This is a genomic window from Pseudoalteromonas sp. APC 3355 (assembly GCF_030407615.1).
Classification (GTDB): Bacteria; Pseudomonadota; Gammaproteobacteria; order Enterobacterales; family Alteromonadaceae; genus Pseudoalteromonas; species Pseudoalteromonas distincta.
This window is the reverse complement of the sequence record NZ_JASDDB010000007.1, coordinates 14256-39110: the sequence shown is the minus strand read 5'-3', so window position 1 is coordinate 39110 and position 24855 is coordinate 14256. Positions and strand designations below refer to the sequence as shown.

16 protein-coding genes are annotated in these 24855 nt (G+C 39.4%); 9 read left to right on the top strand and 7 right to left on the bottom strand.

Going from position 1 to position 24855, the window contains the following annotated elements; genetic code table 11:
- Window positions 1–12: 12 nt before the first annotated feature.
- The 8 genes from QMA08_RS11130 to nth all read left to right on the top strand — a co-directional run bounded on the left by QMA08_RS11130 (window position 13) and on the right by nth (window position 7717).
- Complete coding sequence (locus tag QMA08_RS11130) at window positions 13–831, top strand: transporter substrate-binding domain-containing protein (RefSeq protein ID WP_290174524.1); 819 nt, start codon at window positions 13–15, stop codon at window positions 829–831.
- Between the two features lie 81 nt (window positions 832–912).
- Window positions 913–1494, top strand: coding sequence for an electron transport complex subunit RsxA (rsxA, locus tag QMA08_RS11125; RefSeq protein WP_008172491.1), 582 nt, complete (start codon window positions 913–915; stop codon window positions 1492–1494).
- Window position 1495: 1 nt separating this feature from the next.
- The gene (gene rsxB / locus QMA08_RS11120; RefSeq protein ID WP_007585357.1) at window positions 1496–2050 is read left to right on the top strand and encodes an electron transport complex subunit RsxB; all 555 of its coding nucleotides are present in this window, start codon (window positions 1496–1498) and stop codon (window positions 2048–2050) included.
- Window positions 2051–2058: 8 nt separating this feature from the next.
- The gene (rsxC, locus tag QMA08_RS11115; protein WP_290174523.1) at window positions 2059–4644 is read left to right on the top strand and encodes an electron transport complex subunit RsxC; all 2586 of its coding nucleotides are present in this window, start codon (window positions 2059–2061) and stop codon (window positions 4642–4644) included.
- Window positions 4641–5699, top strand: a complete 1059-nt coding sequence (gene rsxD, locus QMA08_RS11110) for an electron transport complex subunit RsxD (RefSeq protein ID WP_182734218.1) — start codon at window positions 4641–4643, stop codon at window positions 5697–5699. Before rsxC ends, rsxD begins: the two co-directional genes overlap by 4 nt.
- Entirely contained in the window at window positions 5696–6337 is a 642-nt protein-coding gene (gene rsxG, locus QMA08_RS11105) for an electron transport complex subunit RsxG (protein ID WP_149602385.1), read from the top strand. Before rsxD ends, rsxG begins: the two co-directional genes overlap by 4 nt.
- Window positions 6334–7032, top strand: coding sequence for an electron transport complex subunit E (locus QMA08_RS11100; protein WP_039487268.1), 699 nt, complete (start codon window positions 6334–6336; stop codon window positions 7030–7032). The genes rsxG and QMA08_RS11100 overlap by 4 nt, the downstream gene beginning before the upstream one ends.
- Window positions 7033–7081: 49 nt before the next feature.
- Window positions 7082–7717 carry an endonuclease III gene (gene nth / locus QMA08_RS11095; protein ID WP_290174522.1) on the top strand — a complete coding sequence of 212 codons (636 nt, stop codon included), beginning with the start codon at window positions 7082–7084 and terminating at the stop codon, window positions 7715–7717.
- A 71-nt stretch (window positions 7718–7788) separates the two neighbouring features.
- Here nth and QMA08_RS11090 read toward each other — a convergent pair whose 3' ends face one another.
- Complete coding sequence (locus QMA08_RS11090) at window positions 7789–11601, bottom strand: SIR2 family protein (protein WP_290174521.1); 3813 nt, start codon at window positions 11599–11601, stop codon at window positions 7789–7791.
- A gap of 419 nt (window positions 11602–12020) precedes the next feature.
- Between QMA08_RS11090 and QMA08_RS11085 the strand changes: the two genes are divergently transcribed.
- On the top strand, window positions 12021–13931 hold the full coding sequence (locus QMA08_RS11085) for an aminotransferase class V-fold PLP-dependent enzyme (RefSeq protein ID WP_033021837.1): 1911 nt from the start codon (window positions 12021–12023) through the stop codon (window positions 13929–13931).
- Window positions 13932–14251: 320 nt separating this feature from the next.
- Here the strand turns inward: QMA08_RS11085 and QMA08_RS11080 are convergent, their stop codons facing one another.
- The 6 genes from QMA08_RS11080 to QMA08_RS11055 form a co-directional block, all read right to left on the bottom strand.
- Window positions 14252–17284: a TonB-dependent receptor gene (locus QMA08_RS11080; protein ID WP_290174520.1), complete on the bottom strand. Its 3033-nt coding sequence runs from the start codon at window positions 17282–17284 to the stop codon at window positions 14252–14254.
- A gap of 324 nt (window positions 17285–17608) precedes the next feature.
- On the bottom strand, window positions 17609–20341 hold the full coding sequence (locus QMA08_RS11075; RefSeq protein WP_290174519.1) for a poly(beta-D-mannuronate) lyase: 2733 nt from the start codon (window positions 20339–20341) through the stop codon (window positions 17609–17611).
- Window positions 20342–20789: 448 nt separating this feature from the next.
- Window positions 20790–21752 (bottom strand): class 1 fructose-bisphosphatase, encoded by a 963-nt coding sequence (locus QMA08_RS11070; protein ID WP_002962277.1) that lies wholly within the window; start codon window positions 21750–21752, stop codon window positions 20790–20792.
- On the bottom strand, window positions 21749–22831 hold the full coding sequence (gene fbaA / locus QMA08_RS11065) for a class II fructose-bisphosphate aldolase (protein ID WP_290174518.1): 1083 nt from the start codon (window positions 22829–22831) through the stop codon (window positions 21749–21751). The genes QMA08_RS11070 and fbaA overlap by 4 nt, the downstream gene beginning before the upstream one ends.
- A gap of 14 nt (window positions 22832–22845) precedes the next feature.
- Complete coding sequence (gene eda, locus QMA08_RS11060; protein WP_182756262.1) at window positions 22846–23463, bottom strand: bifunctional 4-hydroxy-2-oxoglutarate aldolase/2-dehydro-3-deoxy-phosphogluconate aldolase; 618 nt, start codon at window positions 23461–23463, stop codon at window positions 22846–22848.
- A 428-nt stretch (window positions 23464–23891) separates the two neighbouring features.
- The gene (locus QMA08_RS11055; RefSeq protein WP_290174517.1) at window positions 23892–24824 is read right to left on the bottom strand and encodes a sugar kinase; all 933 of its coding nucleotides are present in this window, start codon (window positions 24822–24824) and stop codon (window positions 23892–23894) included.
- Window positions 24825–24855: the final 31 nt, after the last annotated feature.

The following is a 24855-nucleotide window of genomic DNA, read 5'->3' as shown; positions in this document are numbered from 1 at the left end:
ATTGGAGGCATCATGAAAAGAGTAGTTACCTTTATTATACTTTTTATTATGCCTTTGAGTTTGTACGCAAGCACCCCGCAAAAAGAATTAGTTTTTAGCACTCACAACTATCCTCCATTTTCATTTGTTGATGAAAGCAATAATGCCACTGGCCCCTTTGTTGATATACTTACCTTAGCGTGTAAACGCCTCAATTATAAATGTGAGTTTATTAGCGTACCAAATCGTCGCTCTAAGCTGATGTTAAAAAACCTGCAAGCTCAAGGAAACTTTCCTATGGGCTGGAATATTGACCGCAACGAATGGCTTTACTTTTCGATTCCGCTTATGAAAATGCAATATGGTTTTTTTCAACCTGAAGGTGCTAAAAAAACCATTAAAAGCCTCAATGATCTACAAAAAATGCAAATTGCTGTTTTTGGCCCTTCAAATGCATCTTTTCAACTAATCAAAATACAGCAACAAATGATCAAAGACGGATTGAGAGAATTTGATATCGTTTTACTCACTGATGCCAATGGTACGGGTGTAAAAATGATAGAAAACAACCGTATAGATGGATATTTTGCCAATACTTTACAAGCGCGCGCTAGGCTAAAACAATTTAACTTACATCATGTTAATTTGGCTTTTTTACAAAGCGAATCCCCCTATTTTATTGGGTTTAATAAAATTCAATTATCTACTGAACAAATTGCCCTATTTAATAAAGCACTATTAGATTTATACCAAGAACACGATCAATTTAAAGATATTTTAAAGCCGTATAATATTGATCCTATTCTAATTACACCTGAAATCTTAAGTCGCTTTAATATCATTACTGATTGAGTCGTTTATTTGCTTCTCATGTGTTGTTAATCGATAAAGAAAAAAGGATAATACCCACGTTTATTATAGCGTGAGGCACACATGACAGAATATGTCTTGTTATTGATTGGAACCGTTCTGGTTAATAACTTTGTATTAGTACAATTTTTAGGCTTATGTCCGTTTATGGGCGTATCAGGTAAGCTTGATACGGCGATTGGTATGTCTTTGGCAACCACGTTTGTGCTTACCCTTGCCTCTGTAACTAGCTATTTAGTTAATCAATATATTTTAATCCCTCTGGATATCGCCTTTTTACGCACCATGAGCTTTATTTTAGTGATTGCCGTTGTAGTGCAATTTACCGAAATGGTTGTGCGTAAAACCAGCCCTACCCTATATCGTTTATTAGGCATATTTTTACCGCTGATCACCACTAACTGTGCGGTATTAGGTGTGGCTTTATTAAATATCAAAGAAGATCATTCGTTTTTACAATCTGCGGTATATGGTTTTGGTGCTGCGGTTGGTTTTTCTTTAGTGCTTGTATTGTTTGCAGCACTACGAGAGCGTTTAGCAGCTGCTGACGTTCCTACGCCTTTTAAAGGCGCCTCTATTGCAATGATCACTGCAGGCTTAATGTCGATGGCGTTTATGGGTTTTACTGGATTAGTGAAGTTTTAATATGACCTTGTTTTATGCCTTGATAGCGATTGGTTCGCTAGCACTCATTTTTGGACTTATTTTAGGGTTTGCAGCAATTCGCTTTCGCGTTGAAGGTAACCCTATTGTTGAGCAAATTGATACTATTTTGCCGCAAACTCAATGCGGACAATGTGGCTACCCGGGCTGCCGCCCTTACGCCGAAGCCATAGCTAATGGCGATGAAATAAATAAATGCCCACCAGGCGGCGAATCAACCATGAAAAAGCTTGCCGGCTTAATGGGGGTTGATGAAAAACCACTTGCCGGTGGCGAGCAAGCAGAACCTATAAAAACAGTGGCTTATATTCGCGAAGATGAATGTATTGGCTGTACCAAATGTATTCAAGCCTGCCCAGTTGACGCTATTTTAGGCGCAACTCGTCAAATGCATACCGTGTTAATTGATGAATGTACTGGCTGTGATTTATGTGTTGAGCCTTGCCCTGTAGATTGCATTGATATGCTACCTGTAGCCGAAACTAAACAAAACTGGAAATGGCAGCTAGACGCTATTCCTGTTACACAAATAGATTAGAGGTTTGAGTGGACAAGTTACTTGAACAAATAAAAAAAGGCACCGTGTGGGCATTTCCTGGCGGCATACACCCACCACAACAAAAATCACTCTCTAATAGTGCGAGTATCACTCGCCTACCTTTGCCCGATAAACTCATTATTGCGCTTAAGCAACACATAGGCGCAAACGGTAAGTTACTTGTAGAAAAAGGCCAACACGTCTTAAAAGGCCAACCACTAACAGAGCCTGCTGCTAACTGGTCGGTACCTGTGCATGCGCCAAGCTCTGGTGTGGTTACTGATATTGCACCTATGCCATCAGCACATCCATCGGCCCTGCCTGAACTAAGTGTTATTATTGAACCAGACGGCAAAGACGAATGGGTAGCTCTAAATAAAAATAAAAATCCTGCTGAGCTTAGCCATGATGAGCTTATAAATATTATTCACCAAGCCGGTATTAGCGGTATGGGTGGTGCTGGTTTTCCTACTTATGTAAAAGCAGATACCAAGCAACCTATCGAATTTTTGATTGTAAATGCTGTTGAGTGCGAGCCTTATATTACTGCCGATGACGTTTTAATGCGCGAACACGCTAAAGAAGTTATCCAAGGTATTGAAATAATGCAGCAACTTTTAAACCCAACACTGTGTATTGTGGGTATAGAAGATAACAAGCCTGAAGCTATTGCAGCAATGAAGCAAGCAGCTGAGCATAACTCAAAAATTATTATTCAAACGGTGCCAACTATTTATCCATCTGGCGGTGAAAAGCAATTAATTAAATTACTTACTAACCGTGAAGTTCCTAGCATTGGTATTCCAGCCGATATTGGTATTTTAGTGCATAACACGGGTACTTTGTTTGCCGTACAACAAGCCGTTTATGAAGGCAAACCGCTAATTGAACGTATAGTTACAGTAACAGGCAACACTATTCATAAACCTGGAAATGTATGGGCACTACTTGGTACTGAAATAAAACACTTACTTGATTGCCAAGGGTTCTCGCCTGTGCCGCAGCAAAGTGTTGTGATGGGCGGCCCAATGATGGGCTTTACGCTACCCACAGTACGTATTGGCATAGTTAAAACAACCAACTGTATTTTAGCGCCTGATCATAAAGAGCTAGCGGAACCCGGCCCTGAAAAAGCCTGTATACGTTGTAGCGCCTGTGCCGATGCCTGCCCTGCTTCTTTATTGCCACAACAATTGCAGTGGTTTGCTAAATCAAAAGAGTACGACAAACTACAAGAGCACAATTTATTTGATTGTATTGAATGTGGTGCTTGTGCATACGTGTGCCCAAGCGAAATCCCTCTTGTACAGTACTACCGTATAGCCAAAGTTGAAATTAAAGAACAACAAGCTGACAAAATTAAAGCCGACAGAGCAAAAGAGCGTTTTGATGCCCGAAAAGAACGTTTAGAGCGTGAGCAAGAAGAACGCCAAAACCGCCATAAACGCAAACCTGCTGCTAAGTCTGCTGACGAAAAGCAAAAAGTAGCTGAGGCACTAGCCCGTGTTAAAAATAAATCAGATAACGGCGATGAAAAATCAGCTGTTGCTGCCGCTATTGCACGCGCTAAAGCTAAAAAGCAACAAGGCGAAGAACTAGAGCCAGACAACAGCGAAGTAGCAAAAGAACGCGCACTACGTAAAGAACAAGCGCGTAAATATAAAGAGCAAAAATCTCAAACAGATGAATCGGCCGAGACTACACCCGTTGATGATAAAAAATCAGCAGTCGCTGCAGCCATTGCTCGCGCTAAAGCCAAAAAGGCAGCACAAGCATTAGATAACGCTGAACAAACAACAAGTGAAGAGCCACAAAGCGCGGCACCCGTTGATGATAAAAAAGCAGCGGTAGCTGCAGCCATTGCGCGTGCTAAAGCCAAAAAGGCAGCACAAGCATTAGATAACGCTGAACAAACAACAAGTGAAGAGCCACAAAGTGATGCCCCTGTTGATGACAAAAAGGCAGCAGTAGCGGCGGCCATAGCTCGCGCAAAAGCTAAAAAAGCGGCTAAAGCATTAGAAGAAGCTGAGCAAACCGTGAGTGAAGCGCCACAAAGCGATACGCCTGCTGATGATAAAAAAGTAGCTGTAGCGGCGGCCATAGCTCGTGCAAAAGCTAAAAAAGCGGCTAAAGCATTAGAAGAAGCTGAGCAAACCGTGAGTGAAGAGCCACAAAGTGATGCCCCTGTTGATGATAAAAAAGCAGCGGTAGCGGCGGCCATTGCTCGTGCTAAAGCTAAAAAAGCGGCTAAATCATTAGAAGACGCTGAGCAAACCGTGAGTGAAGCGCCACAAAGCGATACGCCTGCTGATGCTAAAAAAGCAGCCGTAGCGGCGGCCATTGCACGTGCAAAAGCTAAAAAAGCAGCTAAAGCAGCTAAAGCACTAGAAGATACCGAACAAACTCAGCCCCAAGAGCTACAAGTTGATAGCGCAGCACCTAAGAGTGCAGAAAGTAACACCGATGACTCATCAGATCTTATTAACGCAGATAAACCTAAATCAGCCGAAGATAAGAAAAAAGCCGCCGTGGCTGCTGCAATTGCGAGAGCAAAAGCTAAAAAGTTACAAAAAGAAGGAAATAATCAGTCATGAAATTAACCATGGCCAGTTCGCCGCATAATCACAGCCATAAATCGTTAACGCGATTGATGCTTAGCGTTATTGCTGCGTGTATTCCTGGGCTAATTGCTCAAGTTTTCTTTTTTGGTACAGGTGTGCTTATTCAACTGGTACTCGCGCTTGTTGCTGTAAGCGTATTTGAAGCTGCAATAATGCTAATACGAAAGCGCCCTGTTTGGCCTGCATTAAGTGATGGCAGTGCGTGGCTTACTGCCGTGTTATTGGCATTAAGTATCCCTCCACTTGCCCCTTGGTGGATAATCGTGATTGGCTGTTTATTTTCTATTGTTATAGTTAAACAGCTTTATGGCGGCCTTGGGTTTAACTTATTCAATCCAGCAATGGCGGCTTATGTACTGCTGTTAGTTTCGTTTCCGGTGCAAATGACCGCATGGTTGCCTGTTACTGATTTAATAAATACACCAATAGGCTTTGCAGATCAGCTAAGGCTAATATTCACCGATTTTACGGCCTCTGGGTTTAGTCTAGATCAAGTACGTGCAGGGGTTGATGGCCTAACAATGGCAACACCGCTGGATACTGTTAAAACAGACATAGCCCACGGTTTAACCGTTACCGAAAGCATGCAAAAGCCAATATTTAACGAATGGGCTGGCCTTGGTTGGGCCTGGGTTAACTTAGGCTTTTTAGCCGGTGGTTTATACTTATTAAAAGCAAAAATAATTAACTGGCATATTCCTGTTAGTTTTATCGCAAGTTTAGCAGTATGCAGTGCTATTGGTTATATCGCATCACCTGGTACAGAGCCGGGCACCCTATTTCACTTATTAAGTGGTGCCACTATGATGGGAGCCTTTTTCATAGCAACCGATCCGGTATCTGCAGCAACAACTAACAAAGGGCGCTTAATTTATGGCGCGCTAATTGGCTTACTAATTTATTTAATTCGTACCTTTGGTGGTTTTCCTGATGCTATCGCTTTTAGCGTATTACTGATTAATATTGCAGTGCCGCTAATAGACTACTACACACAGCCGCGTACTTATGGCCACGGAGCAGTAAAATGATCATTTCGTCAATGGCTAAAAATGGTGCTATTTTAACTGCGTTTGCATTAGCAACAACAGGCTTAGTTGCCTCTATCAACGCGCTTACTGCCGATAAAATTGCAGAGCAAGAACAACTGCAACTTACTGCGCAACTACAAGAAGTGCTCGACCCAAAATCGTACGACAATCAATTATCACAAGATTGCGTAGTTATTACTGACGAAAAACTAGGCCCATACGCAAATCAAGTAATTTACCGTGCTCGTAAAAACAATAAACCAGTCGCTGTTGTTATTAGGCATGTTACGCCAAACGGCTACAGTGGCGATATTAACTTATTAACAGCGGTATTGAGCGATGGCACTATTGCTGGAGTGCGTACAACTAAACACGAAGAAACTCCTGGTTTAGGCGACAAAGTAGAAGTTAAAAAATCACTTTGGATCACAACATTTAAAAGCTTAACGGTTGAAGGCGAAGAAGACGCTCGCTGGGCTGTTAAAAAAGATGGCGGCCAGTTTGATCAATTTACAGGCGCAACCATAACGCCACGTGCTGTTGTGGGCTCTGTTAAAAATGCCGTATTGTTCGCACAAACTAATTTTGATGATATTTTTGCAGCACCTAATGCCGAATGTATGGAGGTAGCTAAATGAGTGAGTTAAAAACATTATACAAAGAAGGTGTTTGGGTAAATAACCCTGCCCTTGTACAGCTTTTAGGTTTATGTCCACTGCTTGCCGTTACCTCAACGGTAACAAATGCATTAGGTTTGGGCTTAGCAACTTTACTCGTACTAATAGGCTCAAATGTTACCGTATCAATTGTGCGTAACTGGGTGCCAAAAGATATCCGTATACCTGTATTTGTAATGATCATCGCGGGCTTTGTAACAATAGTTCAATTACTTATGAACGCTTATACCTTTGGTTTATATCAATCATTGGGAATTTTTATCCCGTTGATTGTAACTAACTGCGCCATTATTGGCCGCGCCGAAGCATACGCCTCTAAAAATCCTGTTCATTTATCAGCATTTGACGGCTTAATGATGGGCTTAGGCTTTATGGCTGTATTGTTAGTGTTAGGAGCTATGCGCGAATTAATTGGCCAAGGTACACTGTTTGACGGAGCCGATTTATTACTTGGCCCATGGGCACAGAGCTTGCGTATAGAAGTATTTAACTTTGATAACCAATTTTTACTGGCAATTTTACCACCGGGTGCCTTTTTAGGGCTTGGGCTACTTATTGCTGCAAAAAACGTAATTGACGCACAAATAAAATCAAAACAAGTTGCACCGCCAGAGGCTGAAAAAGGCCCTCGAGCACGTGTTACTAGCTTAACTTAAGGGGAAAACGTATTAGAGCTACAATTAGCACTAATACGTTTTAAGTTGCATGAATAAAGAAAAACGTCACCAAATACTGTCGCGCCTGCGCGACGATAACCCGCACCCAGTTACAGAGCTTGAATATTCAAGCCCATTTGAGTTACTAGTAGCAGTAACTCTTTCAGCACAAGCAACTGATGTAGGCGTTAATAAAGCCACTCGAAAGTTGTTCCCTGTTGCTAATACACCACAAGCCATTTTAGATTTAGGTCACGATACACTGCGTGATTATATAAAAACCATCGGCTTATTTAACTCTAAAGCTGCCAACGTGTACAAAATGTGCCAAATATTGGTAGATGAACATAACAGCATCGTGCCAGAAAATCGTGAAGCCCTAGAAGCCCTACCAGGCGTTGGCCGTAAAACCGCTAATGTTGTACTCAACACAGCCTTTGGCTGGCCTGTAATAGCCGTAGATACACATATATTTCGTGTATCTAATCGTACCAAGCTTGCCATGGGTAAAGATGTTGTAGCTGTAGAACAAAAGCTTGAAAAAGTTGTACCAAAAGAATTTAAAGTAGACGTACATCACTGGTTGATTCTTCACGGACGTTACACCTGCGTAGCGCGTAAACCAAAGTGTGGCAGCTGTATTATTGAAGACTTGTGTGAGTTTAAAGAAAAAACCTCAGATTAACTTCCCTGATATATTTTATTAGATGTATGCGAGTGCACAGCACCCGCATTTCGATGTAATTTTAAAAAATATCAACTAGGAAGTAACTTTAAGCCAGCTCTTTCTTGGTTAAAAGGATTTAAGCTTGTACCATATCTTTTCTTAATCCATTTAAATTGCTTTTCAATTAATGTTGAAATATCAGGATTCCCAGGTAGTGGATAGTCCTCAGGCTTATAGCAGCCTAATGCTGGACGCTTCAATGTTAAAAAACAATGCTGCCAATAACGATAATGATGTCTTTTTGTTAATTCTAACCCTTTTTCATAGACTATTTCAAAATCTTGACTATCTATTTTCTGTAGAAAGCGAGCATAAAAATAAAGGGCTTGTGCATAATAAAATTTAATGTGGCTCAGGTCGGGTAATGCTGACTGATAGTATCTAATAATTTTATCATCCTGTTCAATGTTATGACTTTCTCCCTCTAGCGAATTGTGCTCGCATGAAAAGGCGAACATAAGACTTTTTAAACCTCTTGTGAAAGGGTTTACACTTACTAATTTGTCAATGTGGTCATAGTCTACATAAACATTTCGAGACTTTATGTAAGTTAAAGTAGTTCTTTCTAAATGCTGATTATCAAGAAGTTCATCAATTGTTTTACCTATTTGATGAAGATCTACGTTAGCTAAGTAACTTTGTGCCTCAAAATAATATGATTCTTGCCTAACTACAGTTAATATAGGCTCAACATTAGCAGCTATTTGCACAAAAGCGCCTACCAAAGCAGGATAATAATAGATGTCATACTTTATATCATGGAGAACTCTATCATATGCTTCGCCTTCCATTGTATATAAATGGCGCGCATTCGCATAAATAACACTGTCCAGTATTGAGCCTTGCTCTGCATTACCTTCAATATCCATCAATGAGTTATTCGTGATTAACAACTTTAACTGCTCATAAGCCCTATCAAACTCTCCAGTGAAATAAATTGAAGAAATCTTAATTAGCTTCCAGGCTAAGGTGACTTTCTCCTCATTGCTTTCTGTTTTAAAGTGTTCAATTTCAAGATTATCCAAAGTAACTAAAAAGTCTGGTGTAAAATTTAAAAAGCATGAAAACATACCTATATTTTCTACCATAAAAATATAATCTTCTATATCTTCATCACTTCTTACGATACCTTTCTTTGCACCATAAGAAAGAGCCGCCAATAAGTTGTTGAATAATGAAACAAAGATAAGTAAAGCTTTTTTGTTAACTTTATGAAGGTCGTAAATATAATTCATAAGAGATTGATTATATAAAAACGCTTGTCTAAACAACTCAAGCTGGTCTCTCTCTAAAGTATGCTGCTCAAATTGAAAGCGGGAAAAGCGTTGAATAACAGACTGCAATGTATAAAATCCATTATGATCTTCAACTAAAGATTTATGAGCAAGTACAGCAATATCTTTATCACTCAATGGTTTTTTGTAATTACCTACTTGTTTACTCCTATCACCTTTTTTGCTTTCAGCAACTAAGCGTTTAAACGTGTCTAAGTCAATACCATCTGGAAATAAAGAAAACGATTCAAAAGTACGCCTTTGACCCTCACTAAGAGTCTGGTAAGAATAAAGAATAGAAATATAGAGTGATTCTTGCCGGTTAATGTTTGCGTCCACTTCGTCATCAAACATTAAAGTTAAATCTTCTTCTTTAACCTTACCAAAAAAATCTTCTTCTAATTCTTGCTTCAATTCTTTTAAGTTTTTACCTTTAGGCATACCATCACAAATTAGTTTAATTGCTAACGGGTTATTATTGAGTAATGGCTCTAAAACTTTCCTACGTGCAAAATCCTGATTTTCATGACTAATGTAGCTATTTTTAGTTAAGTGATTAAATAAAGATAACGCTTCTTCTGATTCCATTTGCCTAAAAGGAAGAATATCTTCCCAATCTGTATTGATACTTTCTCTGGAGGTCACTAAAACCTTTGCATAAATTAACGTTCGTGATAACAACTCTTTGACTTGCTCAATGGCTTGTTTGTCCGTGCTTTGAGTTACGTGTTTTAAATATAATAAGCTTTCCAAGTTATCAAAAATTATCAACCTATTTCGCTGATCGTGATGCTTTGCCAAATAACCAAATAAATCTTCTGCAGTTCGTAAGTTAAAGGCTTCGCCTATATGCATTTCAAGCTGGTTAGGACTGATTATATTTTCACAATCAATAAAATAGACTCCAGCATTAAAATGCCCGCGTATGGCTAACTCAAACGCCACTTTTTTTGCTATTGTCGTTTTCCCTAGACCTCCGCTACCTTTTATGGTTAATAACCTTTGACCACTAGCTGCTTTAGCGAGCTTTTGGCTAATATCCGCTAAATCGGATAATCGCCCGGTAAAACCCTGTAACTCACTCGAATTGATTTCCCTCGGCAATACAGGTTGAAAACGTGACCAGTACTGTTTATTTTCTGGGTTTAGAGACTCTAATAAGGTTTTGCTAACCTTTACCAACTGAATATCTTGTTTATCAATAAAGTGTTTAGTATCAGGGTTCTTAAATAACTGATGAGTTAATTTATCTAAAACTTTTAGCTCCCTTCCTTGCTTGTTCAACAGTGATAAAACAAGAAGAGGAAAGTCAACTCGTTCTAACTCTTGCTCGCTAAGTAGCTTATCAGTGATTAATACTGTCAACTTGGCTTTTAAAGGTAGGTTCTCTTGCAACTCATCAATAGCTATATACTCACTACAAGCATTATCATCTTCAATTAACAATCCATTGCTTGTTTTCTTCGCAAGTAAAAACAAAATTGAGTAATTGTCAGCCTCTCTTAGATTACATTCCGTAAGAGCTTGATGATAAATAGGATATTTAAATTTTTTAAGCTTTGCGATGATATCTGAATCATCTATCGGTTTATCTAGAGGGGAGGCTGTGAATAAACTAATTTTATCGTATGGTAGCGGACTAGCTTCATCGTTTTCGGATGACTTTTCGACTATTTGCTCAACTAACTGCTGGTCTTTTATAATTTTACATTCAGCTAATTGATGTACAGCATCAATTAATGGCTGACCAAACTCGCTAAATGTAAGTAATTCAACTTGGTTACCTTGTAACTTTTGTTCAATTGTTTTTCTGTCTGCTTCTAATACTAATGCATAGTGAGGTCCTGTATTGCCTTCAAAAAGTTTGTTCTCGCTTATAAGTTTATCTAGTAGTTCTGCATCATCAAGAGAGCAACCAATAAAGAGCAGCGTGTTGTTAGATATTAACTCTTTGAACTTTTGTAGTGCTGCAACATAGTGCTTTTCAGCATCCTCCTCATATAACCTGTGATATGAGTTAGGTGTGAGAACTATGTGTTTAGGATCTTCAATTCTGCCATGCAAGTGCCACAACATATCTTGGCTTCTATCATTTCTTGTGAACTCAGCAAGCTTGCTACCATTTGCATTATCAAACGCGCACACATTTACCGGCTGAGTATGGCCCCATGATAAAACTTTGTCATAGTTCAATGTTATGACTCGATTACTCAATTGCCATATAGTATGGGGCAATGATTTACTGGTTTCGTTGAGTTCATCGAAATTTATATTAAACTTTGAGTCTAAGAATTTATGCCACTCTCTCCCTTGAAGCCCTTCAATTGCTCCCTTTGCAGCATCATGAAATTTTTTAGTTTTAACTTGCAGTTTAACGATAGTGGATTCATCATCCTTGAGTTCATCTGCAAGTTTTTCAGCCGCTGCATTTAACAGCTCTTCCCAAGAGGGAAAAGCTCTTATACCCATATTAGTAATTACTGACATTGAAACACCAGCACCAATTAATGGGATGACCTCTCCATTTGCAATACGTTTTTGTAAAGATGTTGGAATTTGAATACTCATAATTTAGTCTTCCTTGGCGTACAAACTTAACGACAATATGCATTTTAAATATATATAAATCAATTTTTTATGTTTATTTCACCGATTCATAAAGGCGCTTTATTAAATATTAAAATCTATCGCCCACACGCTCATTTTGGACGACTGTAAGTTATCAATTCAACTATTGGGTACACAACATGAGCTAGTATCTAAAGATGAATTAGTAACCCGTGCTTTAGGCTTATTCAACCTAGGGTATCAGATTTCACTTTTTTATTGTTCAATATCTTGTAGATCAATCTCGATAAATCTTTATATATTAGGCCGTGAAAGTGAACCAGAACAATTATTAGAACATTATCAAAGTATTAATTTCACAACGCTCACTCCTTTGGTTATGCTAGTGGGCATTATAAAATTATATTGCGAAACCCTCTATGCTACCTCTACTTCGTATCTTGATAATTGAGCAAGACCCAGCCACTTTACAAGGGCTTTCAACTAATCTGTCAAAGACCATTCCTAACTTTGAGCGAGATGATATTCATATCGATATTATTGAATGCCTCGAGCTTAAACACGCGCTGGAATGTGTAGAGGAAGATGGTGATATTCAAGCCGTGGTTCTAAGCTGGGATATGCACAACAAAGTGGGTGAGCGGATGTATAGCCGCTTTATCGAGGATTTAAAGGCAATTCGTCTTGAGTTACCGGTTTATGTTATTGGCGACGACACTAAAGGGCTGGAAATCGTTAACGAATCAGAAGAAATCGAATCATTCTTTTTTAAAGATGAAGTGATTTCTGACCCAGAAGCTATTTTAGGTTATATGATTAACGATTTTGACGACCGCTCTGAAACCCCATTTTGGACGGCGTATCGTCGTTACGTTGGTGAAGCAAACGACTCTTGGCATACACCGGGTCATAGTGGGGGTTCTAGCTTTAGAAACTCACCTTACATCAAAGATTTTTATCAGTTTTACGGCCGCAATGTATTTGTTGGCGATCTGTCGGTTTCGGTAGACTCGCTAGGTTCATTATCAGACAGCACTAATACTATTGGTCGCGCCCAAGAATCAGCAGCGGCGACGTTTGAAGTTAAACACACCTACTTTGTTACAAATGGTTCATCCACCTCAAATAAAATCATCTTGCAGACACTCCTGCGCAAGGGAGATAAAGTAATTGTCGACCGTAATTGCCATAAGTCGGTACACTATGGCATCTTGCAATCAGCCAGTTACCCCATTTATTTGGCGAGTATCTTAAATCCAAAATATGGCATTTTCGCGCCACCGTCGTTGGCCGACATCAAATTAGCAATTGAAAACAATACTGATGCTAAATTACTAGTGCTTACCGGGTGTACTTACGATGGCCTACTTAGCGACCTGAAACAAGTCGTAGATTATGCTCATCAATATGGTATTAAGGTGTTTATAGATGAAGCCTGGTTTGCATACTCTTTGTTTCATCCTAGCTTTCGTCATTATTCTGCAATACATGCTGGGGCTGACTACATTACGCATTCGGCGCATAAAGTAGTATCGGCGTTTTCTCAAGCGTCTTATATTCATATTAACGATCCCGATTTTGATGCTGATTTCTTTCGAGAGATTTATAGTATCTACGCCAGCACATCGCCTAAATATCAGCTTATTGCATCGCTTGACGTGTGCCAAAAGCAATTAGAGATGGAAGGCTATAAGCTGCTCAATGCGCTGCTAAATCATGTTGAAGAGTTTAAACAACAGATGGCCTCGCTTAAGCAAATTAAAGTACTAGCTAAGCAAGACTTTATGGAAATATTCCCGCATTTTAGTGGTGATAACATGGGTCACGACCCATTAAAAATCCTTATTGATATTAGTGAGCTACCTTACTCATTAAAAGATATTCATAAATATCTACTGGATGAAATTGGGCTAGAGATAGAAAAATACACACACAGCACCATTTTGGTTTTACTGACGCTTGGCGGCACGCGCTCAAAAATAATTCGTTTGTACAATGCATTGAAAAAGCTAGACAGCGGTAAAGTAAAATTATCGAAATCGACGCGTAGAGCTCGCTTACCTGAAAATTTACCAGCCATAGACTTGGCGTGTATTCCAAGCGATGCTTTTTATGGCGACCGCGAATCTGTGCCTATTAGCAAAAGTAACAACCGCATTTGTGCAGGTTTAGTTACTCCATACCCACCGGGCATTCCGCTTTTAGTCCCAGGCCAGCATATTACTGATGATCATGTTGAATATTTGCAAGAGTTGGCAAGCCAAGGACTGACTATTCAAGGCAGTTTCGATGGTGAAATTTATGTTCTTAAGGGTAAGGTTAAAAAATAAAGGTATTGGTTTAATACTATCTCGAGCATTATTACTGGCGGTAGTATCGTAAGATATTGCCGCTGTAACATTGAAGGTTTGTGTGAGTTTGAAGATCAAACGGGCTAGATTTTTTGTTTCCTTTGGGCTGTGAGTTCAGCCACTCGACAACATAAAATGTTGATGATAATTGGCAAGGTATTTTACTGTGTCGGATGCCGCTTCGCTTATCCGTCCTACACTGGCACATACCAGTCTACATAACTAATCTAACTTGAATTATAAACATGAAAAAAGGCGGTAAAACCGCCTTTTTAATGTTTATAATATTTTAACTATTATTACAGCTTGTAGCTTAAACCTAAGAATAAGCGTGGGCCGTAGTCATTCACTTCACCTAAGTTTCCTTCAACAAAGAAATCTTGTGATTTAGGTGCGCTGAACAAGTTAATTGCTTCTGCTTTAACTCTAAAGTGCTCATCAATTTTGTATGATGCGCGCATTTCCCATACGCCTACAGAATCAACATAACGAAGTCGAGTACCATTTGTAGTATATGGTTGGAAATACTCACTACGATATTTGTAAATAACGGCAGTATCAAACCCACCAATTTGGTAGTACAGCTGGCTGCTAAATACATGCTTTGAGAAGCCAGGTACTGAAGCCGACTCAACAATACCGTCAGTTAATTGTGTAGTATTACCTTCTACATCAGTAACAAACGTATCGCCGTATAAGCTATCTTGGAACTCAAAGTCAGTGTCTGCATAGTTGTAACCAAATTTCATACCGATGCCATTATCCCAGCGGTAAGAAAATGAAGCTTCTAGGCCTAGTATTTCACTGTCCTCGTCTGACGTAACAGAGTTGGTGATTGGTAGTGAAACTGTTTCACCACCAACAGTAAATTCTTCAATTACGGTTTGTTGTTGAAAACCGCCATTGAACTGTTTGTAGTATAGGCTTAACGCTAAGATTGAATCTTCGTTAGGGTACCATTCAAACGCAGCGTCGTAGTTCCAAGACATAAGTGGTTGAGTGTCTGGATTACCAGAACCATTTACACCCACTAATAAATCGCTGATTGATGTTGCTGTACCTTCTGTATCTTCTTGGAATGTACGGCTATAGCCTAAATCAGATGGATCTGCGCGTGACATACCACGGTATATACCTGCACGGAATAAAATATCTTCACTGTAATCAATAACTAGGTTAAAGCTTGGTAAATACTTAGTGTAATCGCCACCACTTTTTATTTTATCCAGTGAACCGTTATCAGACTCAACTAGAGACAGTATACCTGTGTCACTTGTTACTACGTCAAAGCTATTTCTAAAGCCAATCGAAGTTACTTCTGTGTCTACAATACGAAGACCAAAGTTACCGCGAATGAATTTGCCAAACATTTCAGTATCGTAGTTAGCCATTAAGTACACTGATGTTGTTTTCTCTGTTACATCAATTGTACCTGCATTTTCATATTCAACTTCTGGGTAAGCAAACACACCATCAGCGTTAGAACCAGCTACAGCTTGTGAGAAACATACGTTATCGTATGTAGCCCATGATGAACCTGTACCGCTAGCTACAACGTTACCGTCGCTATCAATATTTGTTACGATATCGCCATCAGATACACTCGATAAAAAGCCTGATTCAGGAAAATCGATTTGACAACCTTGTAATACGTCAAGCGCTTCAGTACCAGAGTCTAGTGTAAATTCGTTTCTTGAACCGTTACCTTGGCTACCACCATACTGTAGGAAGGTCATTTCAGATGTTCTAATACCACCTTGAATACTTGTAATAACGTTGCCATCTAGCGCATAGTCAAAATCTAGTCGCGCTGAGATAACTTCGTTTTCACGAACATTTTCACGGTCAAGTCGTGTTCTTAGGCTATCTGTAAAGTTTGAAATATCTGTTACGTCAAAATCTGTCAATGTGAAATGAGGAATTTCATCGCCCATATCCCAAGAAAAGAAATTGCGACCTGATGTTCTACCACGATTAGATATTTGAAGTTCTTCACGTTCAGTTTTTGAATACGCTAAATCTAAGTCAACAGTTAATCTATCGGTAACTGTATGTTCTATATTTATGCCGTAACCTTGGTAGTTTTCTTCACGAGAAAATTGCTCACCCGCTGATTCAATACGCTCTTCACCTTCCCAATGTAAAATACCGCCTACATCGTTAGTTACAAGAGTTGGACCGGTTACACCTGGTGTTGCACGTTTTTGTAAAAAGATTAAATCGTGGCGTGCTTCTTGTTGTGTTCTATCTGAAATTTGTGCATCAAAGTTAATATCCCAATCAGCTGACGGTTGGTATTGCAGTGCAAAAAATACTGCATCACGTTCATCAGATGTCTCGTTTTGACGAAAGCTTCGGCTACTGCCAGTCCAAGCATAAGGAGTCCCATCACTTACTGCTTTACCTGTTTCTGGATCGATTTCTGTATCGTAACCTTGGTTGCTACTGCCATTAACTTGGTCTTCACAGTCGCCTGCGCTGCTTCGGTAAAAACCTTCATTGGTATTAGTCGGATCGTTTAAACACGCCCATAATGAAGAACCTGATGGGCTAGAGCTTCTGTATTCAGCCTCTGGTTGACTAATTTCTTGGCGCTGCACACCAAAAGACACACCAACGGCTTGGCCGTTATCAAATTCAAACTGATCAACATAACTAAACGTGCCACGGTAACCCGCGTCACTTTGCAGCGAGTTATCTACATTACCTTCATCAGGGTTGTAATTTAATTTAACCTCAGCTGATACGCGCTGTTTGCCAAAATCAAGTGGAGTTATAGTTTCAAGTGCAATAACACCTGCAACACCACCTTCAATCATTGACGCATCTTGCGTTTTATATATCGCTACTTTTTTTACAAGTTCAGAAGGAAACTGCGAAAAGTTAACTGAGCGGTCACCACTACCATTTGTCGCTTCACGACCATTAATGTGTGTTGCACTTAAAAATGGACCAAGACCACGGATAGTGATTTCTGTAGCACCACCGTTTTCACGGTGAGATGCAGCACCTGTAATTGATTCTAGTGCTTCACCGATAGACAGTGCTGGTAAATCACCAATATCTTCAGATGACAGGCCATCAACTACTGTTGTTGCTTCACGTTTAATTGCTATTTGATCTTGTATCGTTCTACGTGTACCTGTAACACTAATTATTTCAACGTCTTCTTCAACTTCTGTCGCTTTTCCCTGATCTTCCTGTGCGCTTGCTGTAAATACGCAAGAACTTGCCATACCTGCGATGACCGCTGTTCTTACCCATTTTGCAACTGGGCGCATTGCAAACTGCCCTGTTGTAGAATTATTGTTATCTCGTGACTTCAACGACATTTGAATTCTCCGCTGGTTGTTGTTGTGTGATTTTAGTGTGTTAGCTTGTTATGCTGATGTATATTTTATGTGACCTTTGACATTAATATACTTAAACCCAGCACGATGATCAACCAATTTGACGCTTTAATATTACCATAAGGTATACCAATTTTAACTTAACGGCATTACCAGTAGGTCAGGCAGGTTTTTTTACTAGAATATAAATAGATCTTAACTAGTCCATAAATGAGTTATGGAGGCTAAAAAAGCGTTGTGAAAAGTATAAATAATAAAAAAGCCCCAAATTTGGGGCTTTTAAAAGTTAACTGATTAATTGGTTACTTAATCGTTTTGTATTTTCCATGTAGATCCAACACCTACTTCAGATGATTGAATATAATGAAGACCTTTAGCACCCGCCTCTGCCTGAAGGCCTGCAGGGTCAGTTTCTAATAACGTACTTGCTGCTGTAACGTACTCAAGCACTTCTTTACCATTAGTTGCTGGGTCTTGATCAATTGCACCATCAGTATCGAATGCACCGTTACCATTTATTTTTCTAATTTCAACCCAGTCACCGCTTGCATCGCCTGATACTCGACTATCCATATAACCAAAGTTATTACTTAGCACCGAACTATCATGATTAATTAAGTCACAGTCATATTCAAAAGCATGGTCACTTTCAAGTGTATTTGGGTAAAATAGGCCTTGAGTTGTGGCACTGCTGTTTATTGTATCTGCGTCTGTTTGATCGCCTAAACCGTTTGCAATTAAATTTCCATTAAAGTTTATAACAAACGCATTTTTGGTCAGCCCGTATAGTACCGGTGCATTCGCTGCGGTTAACTCATCACAATCACTTGTCGGTGCTTTAGGGCCTATTTCCGTACTAAATACAATAGGTTGCTGTGAGTTCAAAACCGTATTGTTTGTTACATTTAGTGTAAAGTCGCCAGCGCTATCAAGTACAGCTTGGTTACCTGAGTTTGGCACACCGCCATCAGCTTGTGAAAATGGGTTAGCTGTAAATACAATACCGCCCGCTTCTTTATTACCAGAACGAATACCTGCAATGTAGTTGTTACTCACGGTGTGACCAAGTGGTGTGATCAATACCCCAGCAGGTCTGTCGCTTGAGCTTGCAATATCTGTAGTACGAATAATAATGTTGTCTGTAACACTATTAAATCCACCATCTTCTAATGAAATACCACCATTAGGATTTACGATTGTATTGCCTTTGATGGTTGCGCCAGAAGTTTGTACACGCATTAAACGACGACCCGTTACAAAGTTTTCTACGCGGTTATACTGAATAGTAAAGTTTGCGTTATCAGCTGCACCACTACCCGTTGTACTACCTGCATTGATTAAGTATAAACTTGATTGATCAAAGTTTGGATTATCACTGTCACTAAATAAATTATATTGAATAATGTGATCAGAGCTTGATGATGATATTTTTATCACAGACCCTTTTTCTGCTACATTTCGATTAGAGAATGTATTTCGCTCAACCAACGCACCTTGACCTTTTATCATCAGCCAATGGTATTCAGAGTTATTGAGTGTAGCTTCTTCTCCATCCATCGTGTTTTGCGAAAAAGTAAAGTTATCCCCTTCTGAGTAAATAACAGCACCTTCTTCGGTTTCACAAAATCCACCCGCTTTAGTATCTATATTCTTAAAGGTAAGCCCTGTTAACCCAGCGCCATCTACTCCAGCAGCTACATGCACACATACTTCACCACTAAGTACAGGAGTTTGACCTTCTACAGCGCGAAGCGTTACTGCACTGGTTAATAAAATTGCGTCCATATCAGCATAAACACCCGTGTTTAAGCCGATAACATCACCGTCAGCTAAACCGCTACTTATAGCACCAAGAAGTGCTTCAGGGTTACTAACTAATTGTGTGTAAACCAATGTATCAACTGAGTTTGTAACCTCACTCGCAAAGCCATCATTATCTGTATACGTGGCTTTTACTGACATTATTGAGCCAGCGTAATCAGAAGGCGTAAATGTTTTACTATTGCTCCCAGCTATTTCAACGCCATCAGCAGACCAAGTATAAGTAACGTTAGCCTCTTCAACGCCGTTGTTATCAGTTATCTCAGCGGTTAACTCGTCATTTGTTAAATAAGGCACTACACCCATAATGGCTACGCTACCGGCTTCGTCAACCGCAACAGCAGAAACAGCAATTGTTTCCTCTGATGTATTATCCTCGATAAACCCATTATCATCTGTATAAGCAACCTGAACACTTACCTTTTGACCTAAAAGTGATGCATCAACTGTAAAGGTGCTCTCTATTGCGCCATCTATCTCTTGTGCGTCAGCAAGCCATTGATAAGTGATATCTCCTGTCGCCCCATCGGTATCATTAATTTCTGCTGTTAAAGTATTTCCAACAGTTGGCGTGCCGCTAATTGTAACTTCGCCTTCTGAGTTTGTTCGTGCGACAACCTCTGTACCGGCTGAAGTTACAGACTCGTTAAACCCACGGCTATCTTCAAAAGATGCACTAACTGTAATAACTGTACCAAACTGTGCGTCTGTTAACGTGAGCGTAGAAAGTGCTTCATCAGCAATTTCTACGTCATCTGCAAACCATTTATAAGTTACTGTATCGCCATCAAAGCCATTGTCGTCAGCTACATTAGCAGTTAGTTGCGAACCAACTAGTGCGTCACCTGTAATAGTTAAACTTGCAGGAAATGCGATTGCGGCAACATCTGCGGTTGGTTCTGTAATATGCGATTCATTAATACCGCCATCATCGGTATAAAGCCCTTGAACTGTAATTGGTAACCCTATCTGATCGTCAGTCAATGTAAATGAAGCGCTATTTGCACCAGCAATTGCCTCACCATCTGCATACCAGTAGTAAGTCACGTCACCTGAGATACCATCAGGGTCACTAACTTCAGCTGTTAATGTTTGTCCGCTTGTAACAGTTCCACTAAGAGCAATAGAGCCCAAGTTGTTGTCATTGTTGTTTGAGTTTGTGTCACAACCAACGATTGCTGCTGCAATAGCGCATAGCGCAAAATGTTTGAATTTCATGGTGGCTCTATTCTCCAAATTTATAGTTTTAATATTTGGTCATCTATTGTGTGTGTTACCAAATAAATCACGTGCTTATTACCAAATTTATTTGAATTTCAAATAAATTGTTAACCAACCTGGTAATATAACCACAATAAAATAAGTTTTTCCACTATCCCCATCTAATTAAATAACAATAAATAAACACCAAGTTAACCTCGGGCTTTTATTGTTGGTTAAGAGTTGAATTCAATTGTGAAAAATAACGTTGAAGATACATAGCGTTATAGTAAAAACTTAGTTTTATATAGGGTTTAGTAAGTAATATTATTTAATATATGTGAAGTATTCTTATTTGAAGACAATAAGAAAAGAAGTGAGTTTGTATAAAGAGGATATTTACAAAGAAAATTAAAATTAAGGGTAAAAAGGGGCAATTTTCTTACCCCTTTTTTTGAGTGCTGTTTTATAACATGGCGTTATTATAAAACTCTACAGGCTCATTTGAACCCAAAGCAACAGGCACACGCTGGTGCAAGCTAGTTGGCGCAATATCTAAAATTCGCGTTCCTCTAGAGGTTGCTTTACCACCTGCGTTTTCAACTAAAAGTGCTAACGGGTTTGCTTCATAAAGCAGTCTTATTTTTCCGTTATCGTTACCACTGCGTTTATCTTGTGGATACAAAAATAACCCGCCTCGGCATAAAATACGATGAACGTCGCCTACCATCGCTGCATTCCAACGCATTGAGCTTTTTTCAAAGCTTTCACAGGTGTATAGCAATTTATCAAAATACACTTGTGTTGGTTCGTCCCAGTAACGGTAGTTAGCCATATTAACGGCAAATTCACGACTTTGTTCTGGCACACTTAACTGCTTATTTGTCAGTAAGTAACCGCCATGTGTTGAGTCTAACGTATAACAACGCGTAGGACCGCCAGTACTCATTACAAGTAATGATGAAGGGCCGTATAACACATAGCCTGCACATACTTGATTTACACCGGGCTGACTAAATTGCTCGTCGCTATCAAAAGGAACATCATCACGGGCTAAGTAAATAGTAAATATAGTGCCTATTTGCCCATTAACATCAATATTAGAAGAGCCATCTAACGGGTCAAAAGCAACAATAAACTTACCTTCAGGGTGGCCACCTACCGCATGATCTTCTTCCTCTGATGCAACAGATCGTACACTGCTGTCGTCAAGTAGGATGTCTTTAAGTAGTTGGTTTGCGATTACATCAAGCTTTTTTTGAACTTCACCTTGAACGTTTTCATTCAAAGTTGAGCCTAAAACACCGGCTAATTCACCTTGGCTTACTCGAAAAGCAATTTCTTTACTGGTCGCTAAAATTGTGCGAATAAGTAAAATAAGATCGGTATCTACACCGTCTTCTTTCAATACTGTATTTAATCTTTTCATGCGCTATACCTGTTTACACAATTTAGATCGTCAAAGCATTGCTCTAGCCTTGCAACCATACTTTGCTCTGAATGACGCAACCATACACGAGGGTCATAGTATTTCTTGTTTGGCTTATCATCCCCTTCAGGGTTACTAATTTGCCCCTGTAGGTATGCTTGCTTGTCTTTGTAGTAATCTAAAATACCTGTCCAACACGCCCACTGCGTATCGGTATCAATATTCATCTTCACTACGCCATACGTTAAAGACTCTGCAATTTTACTGTACTCAGAACCACTACCACCATGAAAAACAAAGTTAATTGAGTTGCTTGGTAGATTAAATTTTTCTGATACGTAAGCTTGTGAATCTTTTAAAATAGTTGGCGTAAGAACAACGTTACCCGGTTTATATACACCATGAACATTGCCAAAAGAGGCTGCAATTATAAAGTTAGGGCTAATACGACTTAAGCGTTCGTAAGCAAATGCAACATCTTCAGGTTGAGTGTATAAAGCAGAACTATCTAAGTGTGAGTTATCAACACCGTCTTCTTCACCACCCGTGCAACCAAGCTCAATTTCAAGCGTCATACCTATTTTTGCCATACGCGTTAAGTAACGTTCACAAATTTCGATATTTTCTTCTAAAGGCTCTTCTGACAGATCAATCATATGTGAGCTAAACAATGGTTTGCCAGTCAGTTCAAAGTGTCTTTCACCTTCATCAAGCAAACCATCAATCCAAGGTAGTAGCTTTTTAGCTGCGTGATCAGTGTGAAGCATCACTGCTACTTCATAATGTGCTGCCACTGAATGTACATATCTTGCAGCACTTACCGCCCCAAGCACAGCTGATTGTTGCTCTGGTAAAGATAAGCTTTTACCACAAAAAAATTGTGCTCCACCATTAGAAAGCTGAATAATAACGGGCGAGTTTTTCTTTTTAGCAGCTTCTAGCGTCGCATTTATAGATGTTGTACTAACAACATTTACCGCTGGCAACGCATATTGATGTGTACGTGCATGCTCGTACACAGCACTTACCTCGTCGCCAACGATTACGCCTGGTAGTATTGTTGGGGCTAAATAATTCATTTATGAAATCCTTTCTATTTTAAAGCCTGGATACAAGAATCAGTAATTGCTTGCCAATTTTCTTGTTCAACCCATTCTTTTTTCGCTATCCAAGTACCGCCAACGGCGAATACATTATTTAAAGAAAGATAGTCCATTTTGTTACTTTCGCTAACGCCACCTGTAGGACAAAAGCTGACTGCTCTAAATACTGACGACACAGCTGACACAAAAGGAGCGCCACCAGCAAGCGATGCTGGGAATAATTTTTGCTCTTCAAAGCCATATTCAAGCGCCATTAAAATATCACCGGTGTTTGATACACCAGGAAGTACCGGCACATTACATTTAGCAAGTGCTTCAAGTAACGTAGGAGACACCGCTGGGGTTACAATAAAATCAGAACCCGCTTCAAGTGCTTGCTCCAAAATATCAGTATTGATGACTGTCCCTGCACCTACTTTTAGTTCTGGCACCTGTGCTTTAATAGCTTTTAATGCCTCTATTGATGCCTCTGTTCTTAGCACTACTTCAACTAAAGTAAGCCCAGCATTGGCCATAGCTTTCGCTATTTGAACACCTTGCTCTGGTGTATCTGCTTGAATTATAGGTAGCAGTGTTTGTCCTGACATAAGTTCAGAAAAGCGAGTCATAACGTTGTTCCTTTATAAAAAGTAATGCGGCCGAGGTATGGCGGCCTTTAATGTTTGTTTAACCTGAACTCTAGATAATAAATCTATCTCAAGCAGCTATTTTCAGCGCTAACTGTGTTGAATTTACTTGCAATAGGCCCGCTATTGACGCGTAAATCCGCCTTGTTTTCACTGAAAATCTCTAGCTAGAGAAAATAATTTTAAATATCACCATGATTCAATATGTTAGTAAATCTCTTAACCAGAGTTCAGGTTAATTATTTTGTTATACCAATTGCATTAAATTAATGAGCTATTATAGCGACAAGAAAATAGCTCAATAACAAGGCTAAAATTATGATACATAGTTGCTCTATATAAATAATTTTTAACGTAGTTAGTGAGTTATTTAATACGCTAAGGTGATCATGTTTTTAATAAAATTGGTATCACATGCCAGCTTCAGCCATTGCTAGCTGAAATATATCTTTTTGAGCAATAGCACCTGGTTGCTGTATAACAGTCCCTGCCGCTTTTGCAGCAAGTTGCACGGCACTTGAAATTGATTTATCAGATAAACGTGCACCTAAGTAAACACCGTTAAAGGCATCGCCTGCTGATGTTGTATCTACAACGTTTTTGACCGGTACAATAGTGTGGCTTTGAAGCGTATCGCCCTCTTTTGTCACTACCGATTCAGGGCCATTTTTAACAATAATTTCTCCAATTTGGTAAGGCTTTAAATATTCAACAACTGCTTCTACGCTATGAACGCCATAAAGTGTTGTTAAATCTTCAACGCCTGGTAGGGTAATATCTGCAAACGTAAAGGCTAAATGATATTGCTCTTTTGTTTCCTCTACACTATTCCACAAACGTGCTCTATAGTTAGGATCAAAAACGATTTTAACCCCAGCATCTTTAAGCTGCTTTACAACTTTCCAAAAGTCTTCACGTGCACTTTCTTCAATTATTGCTAATGAAATTCCTGAAAAGAAAAACATATCACCTTGGCTAAGCTGCTCGAGTGCATCAGCATCTAAAAAATCAACAACCTTTTTAGCTGCAGAATCATTGCGCCAATAAATAAAGCTACGCTCACCATGCTCATCAGTTTCTATGTAGTACATACCAGGTACTTTGGTGTCGTGAGCAAATACAAGTTGCGTATTTATTTGTTCACTCTCAAAGCGTTCTAGCATTTTTTTACTTAAATTATCTTGACCTAAAGCCGTAACAACCGAAGTAGTAACCTGCGGGAAGCAACGTTTTAAATACACTGCAGAATTATAAACATCGCCTGCAAATGATTGGTGCAGTGTTGCCGCGCTCATAGCTCTAAGCTCGACCATGCATTCACCGATAAAGTAAATATTTTTCATCTTGGAAGTTACCCTATGTAGTTAACTGCTA